Here is a 6,573-nt window from a genome sequence, read left to right on the forward strand (position 1 = left end):
GTTCCTTTTCCCCATCGCCGAGTGGATACCTGATTGCGCTGAACGGGCTTTTGACGCAACCAGGTATCCACTCGAACCAGGGGAGAGGCTCGGGCTCCTCCCGGGCCGAGTGGATACTCAATTGCGATATGAGTGGCCACAACGCAAGTGGGGATCCACTCGCGAGGGAGAGGGGTGGGCAGACGGCGGGCTACTCGTCGGCGTCGGCGGCGTGGGCAGCTGCGTCCGAGTGTTCGTGGCTCCGGTGGAGGTCCTGGAGCATTGCCTGGCGGGTCGCCTCGCGCTGCTCGTCGGTCTCCCCGTCGATCTCCCAGATCCTGTAGTCGCTCAGCATGGCCTCAGGGCGGGCGGTCACGAACAGGATCACCCCGGGGTAGCTGTCCAGGAGCTCGCGGACGATGTGGCGTCCCTCGTCATCGAGGCCCACGCTGATGTTCTCCAGCACCAAGAGGGGCGGCTGCCCGTGGAGCGCGCGGGCGAGCTTGAGACGGGTGACATCGGACGGGGACCACCCCGCCGCGTTGTTCTTCAGCTTGGTGCCCAGTCCTCGGTGGAGCCTGCCGACGCGCTTGCCCATCCCAACGCGTTCGAGCTCGCGGAGGACCTCGTCGTCGTCGCCTCCCGGTCGGCGGTAGGTCACGATCCGCCGGATGGAGCCCTGCTCGAGCGGGACGTCCAGGGAGGCGTAGCCCACCAGCTCCCGACTCTCCTTGCGGGGTGCACGGACATAGTCCTTGCCGTCGATCAGCACGTAGGCCCCGTCCTCATCCTGCGGGTTCAGGCTGTCCCCTGCGAGCAGCAGCTGCTGGATGGCCTGATGCGGGCGGGCGGAGTGCTCGGAGACCATGCGGATCCGATCGCCGGGCACGGCGTCGATGTCCGGCAGGGGCGTTCCGTGGACGGTGAGTCCGCGGACGCTGAGTCCTTCGTGGTCGTCGACGGCCTCGACAGCGCCCTGCTTCCAGGCCCGCTCCCGGCGCTGCTCGGCCCTGCGCAGCTGGATGGCCTCCTGGAGCACGGGAGCCAGGATTCGGCGGGCGGCCTTGTAGTTCTGCCGGTACTCGACCACGCGGCCCAGATCGGACATCGGCGTGGACATGATGCCGAGCAGCGTCATCACGGACGCCACACCGGCGGCGTCGATCACCCCGAGCATGGACAGCAGGACCACCACCACCGTGCACAGCGAGGCGGCGGTGACCGTCAGCGCGCGGATGAAGCCCGTGATGCGGGCGCGCTCGACGGCTGACTCCACCACCCGGCTCGAATTGCGGTCCACGGCGTTGAGCTCGCGGGAGACCGCGCCGGAGATCCTGATGGACGGTCCGGCGCGCACGGTGTCGGCGATGTGGGAGGACATCCGACCGCGCTGCCGTCGCAGGGAACGGGCGCGCTCGAACGCAGCACCGGAGAGCCGCGGGATGGCCGCAGCAGTCAGTGCCAGCGGCACGGTGACAGCCGCGCCAAGGCGCCAGTCGATCACCCACAGCGCGGCAAGGACGACCAGCACCAGGGGAAGGCCCGTGGCCAGCGGGACGATGCCCTGGGCGATCCAGTTCCGAACTGCAGTGAGGTCGTTGGAGGCCCGGGTAACGATCACCCCCAGCGACTTGTTGCCCCGCTCGCCCAGGATGGCCGATGCGATGAGTCGCCGGCGCTGCTCGTAGACGTAGTCCTGCCCCACCTGCTCGGCCACGATGCGCTCCATCCACCGGGCCAGCCCGATGCCGAGCACGGACAGCACCAGCAGGAGCACCAGATCCCACTCCGGCTGCCGAGCCGAGAGCACACCGCCGACGCTCAGCGCCATGGCGATGGCGAACACAGCCTGCAGGACCCCGAGGACCACCAGGGACGCCAGGAGCCACCGGCGGCGTCCTCGCCATACAGGTGGCATTCGGGGATCCTCCTGCTGGGAGGACACGCGCTCAGTCAATCGGCGCTCCCGCGGCTCAGGCGGACTCGGCCGAAGCCGTCGGGTCGACGACGCGGCGCCGCTGCGGCTCGGCGCGCAGCGCGGTCGCCTCGAGCGGATCCTGGAGATCGAAGGTCCCCACGACGGGGACGTCGAAGACGGAGAGGACCGAGTGCGCCTCGGTGGTGGCCAGAGGGGAGGAGGTCATGACCCCGGAGGCTGCCGAGACGCGCAGGCCGGCGTCGACCAGCTCGTGGACTCCGGCGCGAGCGCCGAGGGCATCCGTGGCGGCGAACATCACGTGGTCGATGGTCGCCTGGAAGGTCTCGTCGCGCAGCAGGCGAGCCGTCTCCTCCTGGTAGACGCCGTCGGCGATCTCGACGACGACCACGTCCGTCTCAGCCTCGGTGAGAGCATCGACCAGGTTCACGGTCAGGGCGCGCAGCTGCTCCATGGGGGCGCGGAAGGTGGTGGGGAACCCGAAGTCGGTGAAGTCGAGGACCTTGGAGGCGCCGGCGTCGGCGTAGATCATGGGGTCGTTGCCCGCACCGGTGCCGGTGATCTTGCCGGCACCGACCGTGAGGCCGCTGTTGACCAGTCCGTTGATCAGGCAGGCCATCATGGTCGACTTGCCGGAGTTCATGGAGGCGCCGAGGACGCCGATGACCTCCGGGCGCCCGGTGCGCTCACGCCGAGGCCCGGTCACCGGCTCGTTGAGGAACGGCGCAAAGCGCTCGATGGTGACGACGCCACTCTCATCCGCCAGGAGGCCCAGAGGGCGCAGCCGAGTGGGAGAGGACATCTTGTCGTGGGAGGCGGTCACCTGCCCGGCAATGCCGCCGGCCGCCACCAGATCCACGGGCTCCAGCGAGTCGGGGACATGGGCCAGGAACTGATCCGCCGCGTAGCGGTTGCCGTAGGCCACCATCACGAGCCGGCCCTCGAAGAGGATCGCCTTGCGCGACTCCGGGGTCTCGATGCGCTTGTGATTGCCGATGCGGGTGACCTCCGCGATCACGACGTCGCCGGCCTGCGGGTGGACGTCCACGCCGGAGAGCAGGTGGAACCGGGCCGGGTCGTGGGCCACGGCGCTGGCCACGTGGCGGGTCGTGTAGCTCGACTGGAAGCTCGCGGGCAGGGGATCCCGGATGATGCGGGCTTCATCGGTCATGGCGGTCTCGCTCGTCTCGTGGATGCGGGGCAGGGGCTGGGCGGTCATCTCGGGTCCTCTCGGCAGCGGAACGTCGTGAGCACGAGATAACCCGACGACGATGAGGTGCGGATGAACCGCGGATGAGGCAGCTCTCATCTGGCGCGGCCGACGGATCACGAAGCCCCATCCCAGGGAAGGGACGGCGGCACCGTCCGGATGGTGGAGGCGCCGCCTCGACGCGAGGACGCGCCCGGGGCCCCTTCCCGGAAGGTGACAGAGCTGAAGCCCCGTCCCGCAGAGGGGACGGGGCCTCGAGCGGCAGCGGACGGTCTCAGGGCAGCAGACGAGATACCGGGGGAAGCTGCCGTCCCACCGGGAACAGCGGGAGGTAGGAGAACCCCGAGAGGTTGTACGTGAACCTGATCCCCATCGACAGGCGGATGCCCCAGTGCATGCCCAGGGCGGCCAGGGCGAAGACCTGGCCCGTGCGCCGGCCGGCCAGCGCGATCGGGGGCCCGAGCTCGACGAGCAGCGCCATCGCCGACAGCGCACCGAGCGGGCCTGCGCTGCGGTAGAGGGCCCCTGCCAGGGCAGGGGCCTCGGAGCCGAAGACCTCCTTGCGGATCGCGTCGGTCGCGACCTGCTCCCGCAGCGTGCTCCCCGACGCCCACGCCCAGCCCTTGGGGCTGCGGACCTTGGCCACTCCCGAGAGGAAGTAGACGGCGACGGTCGCGATGTTCATGGCCGTGGCGGGAGCGCCGTAGGCGCGATCCAGGACTCTCGGTCGCTGAGGCGCACCGCGCAGGAGGCGATCCGCAGACAGCGCGTCCGCTGTGGAGGACAGCCCCAGGATGACCTGGTGCATCGTGAGCTGGTTGTCGTTGTGCAGGATCATCCCCCAGGAGTTGCGGTAGGAGAGGGTCCACAGCTGCAGCAGCGAGTTCAGCGGCCCGGTGATCCGGTGCCCGAGTCCCAGCAGGGTCAGGGCGTTGGTGACCTGCGCGGCGTCGAACAGCGCGTCGGCCACGCGGGGCGACAGCGGCGCACGCAGGACGCGGACCGGTCCCACCGGCGCGAACTGCTCCGGGTCCTGAGCGTGCAGGGAGCGGAACATCGGCCGACGACGGAGGTTGCGGAACGCGGAGAAGGCGCCGATGCCGATGCGCAGGACCGCAGGACGCAGGGGCTCCGCGGCGGGCATGAGCGTGTCGACGAGGCGGTGCAGGAACCTGCTTCGGGCGGTCATCGTGCGTCCTTCCTGAGGCGGCGGGTGGCGTCCTGGGCCGTCGCGGTCCCGCCCACGGCGCACCGGGCATGGATGGTCTCGGAGCGGGGGGTGCGCTGCCCCGCGAAGTACTCGTCGAAGACGAAGCGGCTGCGTACGACCTCGACGCGCACGATCCTCGCCTCGCGCTCGATCCGGCGCATGGTCTCGATCTCGGTGGAGCCGCCGGCCTCCGGAGGCTGCGCCAGGGAGTCGGCGAAGCGCTGGGCGACGGGGACGGCCCTCCCGCTGCGGACATCCCGGGCGATCTGCTTGCGCACCTGGTTGAGGCCGCCGGCGCCGTAGTGCGAGTAGTGGGGCAGGATGCGCTCGCCGTCCTCGCTCAGGCCGATCACATGCGGGACGATCACCCGGCCCCTGCGGTCCTCGGAGAACATGGGGAAGGTCGACAGGGGGAACGAGTCCTGCTCCATCTTCTGGACGTTCACCGTCGACATGGGGCCGACGTAGTGGCGGACCGGAGACACCAGCACGGCGGCGAGCCCGGCCAGGCCGGCCAGACGCAGCAGATCTGCGCTTCGGAGAGGCGGGGCGGAGGGTGCGGTGGTGCGCATGGGTGTCTCCTGGGGCGTGGTGCGGCAGGCGGGTGAGCTGGGGACGACGACTGCGGGGAGCAGGTCAGGGCGCGAGATCCGCCATGGCCGCGTGTGCGGCCCAGGCGCCTGGCATGCCGTGGACGCCGGCTCCCGGAGGGGCGGAGGAGGAGGCCAGGTACAGCCCTCGCGGTGCGAGCCGGTACGGGTCGAGGCTCGGGCGCGGCCGCAGCACGGACTGCAGGCCCGTCATGGCGCCGCCTGCCACGTCGCCGCCGATGAGGTTGGGGTTCCACTGCTCGAGGGCGGCGGGGTCCGTGCTGCGGCGTTCGAGGATGCGGTCGCGGAACCCGGGGGCGAAGCGCTCGATCTGGGACGCGATGCGCTCGGCGACCTCACCGGGTCGCCGCTCCACGTATCCCGCCGGCACATGGGCATAGGCCCACAGGACCACGCGTCCCTCGGCCGGGCCGTGTGCGCGCGAAGGATCGGCCGCCTGCTGCTGGCACACCAATACGAACGGTCGTTCTGGTAGCCGTTCCCGGAAGACCTCGGACTCCGCGCGCACCAGCTCCTGAGCGGTGCCCGCGACGTGGACGGTGGTGGCCTCCGCGACGCGCGGATCGCTCCACGGCACTGGGCCGTCGAGGAGGAAGTCGACCTTGTAGGCGGCCGCCCCGTGGCGCCACCGGCCCAGCTGATTCCGCACACGCGGCGGGATCTCCTCGGCGCCCGGCCCGCTCAGGCGCAGCACCTGCGAGGGCGTGAGGTTCAGCAGGACGGCATCGGCCTGCGGCAGCTCCCGCAGATCGGTGACCCAGTGACCGGTATGCACGCGGCCGCCGTGCGCTTCCAGAACGCTGAGCAGCGCCGCGACGATCGAGCCGGTGCCTCCGCGTGCCACGGGCCAGCCGCGCGTCATGCCCAGCGCCCCGAACAGGGTCCCGAACGCACCGGTGAGCGGCTGTCCCAGCGGTGTGATCGCATGAGCGGCCAAGCCCAGGAAGAGGGTGCGCGCGGCGTCGTCGCGGAACAGCGCGCGTGCCATCGCAGCGGCAGGGGGCGCAGAGCGCAGCCCGAAGCGCGCCATGGCCAGCGGGTGCTTCGGCCAGCGCAGCATGGGCCCCAGGATGTTCTCCAGGTGGGCGTCGAGGCCCTCGACGACGGGGGCGTGCAGAGCGCGCCAGGCGCGGGCGTCGCGTCCCAGGCCCTCAGCCGTGGAGGCGAGGTCCTGGTGGAGCAGCGCGGCCGGAGCGCCTTCAGCCGGATGCGCCATGGGATAGGCGCTGCGGACCCACTGAAGGCCGTGCTGCTCCAGGCGCAGGTCCCGGAACACAGGGCTGGCGACGCCGAAGGGGTGCCCGGCGGCGCCCAGATCAACGATCGTGCCCTCGCCGAGCAGCGGGGCGGAGGCCGCCGCGCCGCCGGGATGCTCGCCGCCCTCGTAGACGTCGACCTCCCAGCTCTCACGGGCGAGCAGTGCGGCGGCCGTGAGGCCGTTGGGCCCCGAGCCCACGACAACGGCGCGGGGCGCAGCGTTGCTGCTGTGCCGACGGGCGGTCATGCCTCTCACCTCCGGTGGCGATCCGCAGGATGCGCGGGACCTGCTGTCCCTGGACCGCGATGTCCCTCGACTATGGCCCACCGGAATGAAAGCCCGATGAGCGCGCAGCGCGAGGGCGAGATG

At 71.0% G+C, this 6,573-nt stretch carries 5 protein-coding genes; all 5 read right to left on the reverse strand.

Annotated elements, in window-relative coordinates; all coding sequences use genetic code 11:
- Positions 1 to 190 precede the first annotated feature (190 nt).
- Complete coding sequence (locus M3E84_RS12140; RefSeq protein WP_259896512.1) at positions 191 to 1,897, reverse strand: ABC transporter ATP-binding protein; 1,707 nt, start codon at positions 1,895 to 1,897, stop codon at positions 191 to 193.
- 55 nt (positions 1,898 to 1,952) lie between these two features.
- Positions 1,953 to 3,134: a DUF1611 domain-containing protein gene (locus tag M3E84_RS12145; RefSeq protein ID WP_259896513.1), complete on the reverse strand. Its 1,182-nt coding sequence runs from the start codon at positions 3,132 to 3,134 to the stop codon at positions 1,953 to 1,955.
- A gap of 265 nt (positions 3,135 to 3,399) precedes the next feature.
- On the reverse strand, positions 3,400 to 4,314 hold the full coding sequence (locus M3E84_RS12150) for a hypothetical protein (RefSeq protein WP_259896515.1): 915 nt from the start codon (positions 4,312 to 4,314) through the stop codon (positions 3,400 to 3,402).
- Entirely contained in the window at positions 4,311 to 4,907 is a 597-nt protein-coding gene (locus M3E84_RS12155) for a hypothetical protein (protein ID WP_259896517.1), read from the reverse strand. The genes M3E84_RS12150 and M3E84_RS12155 overlap by 4 nt, the downstream gene beginning before the upstream one ends.
- A gap of 64 nt (positions 4,908 to 4,971) precedes the next feature.
- Entirely contained in the window at positions 4,972 to 6,450 is a 1,479-nt protein-coding gene (locus tag M3E84_RS12160; protein WP_259896519.1) for an NAD(P)/FAD-dependent oxidoreductase, read from the reverse strand.
- Positions 6,451 to 6,573: the final 123 nt, after the last annotated feature.

Source organism: Kocuria sp. p3-SID1428 (assembly GCF_025149945.1).
In the GTDB taxonomy this organism is placed as follows: Bacteria; Actinomycetota; Actinomycetes; order Actinomycetales; family Micrococcaceae; genus Kocuria.

Bases quoted from the DNA above. Each gene is read 5' to 3' on its own strand.
- M3E84_RS12140 (WP_259896512.1), bottom strand. From the start codon at position 1,897: ATGCCACCTGTATGGCGAGGACGCCGCCGGTGGCTCCTGGCGTCCCTG.
- M3E84_RS12145 (WP_259896513.1), bottom strand. From the start codon at position 3,134: ATGACCGCCCAGCCCCTGCCCCGCATCCACGAGACGAGCGAGACCGCC.
- M3E84_RS12150 (WP_259896515.1), bottom strand. From the start codon at position 4,314: ATGACCGCCCGAAGCAGGTTCCTGCACCGCCTCGTCGACACGCTCATG.
- M3E84_RS12155 (WP_259896517.1), bottom strand. From the start codon at position 4,907: ATGCGCACCACCGCACCCTCCGCCCCGCCTCTCCGAAGCGCAGATCTG.
- M3E84_RS12160 (WP_259896519.1), bottom strand. From the start codon at position 6,450: ATGACCGCCCGTCGGCACAGCAGCAACGCTGCGCCCCGCGCCGTTGTC.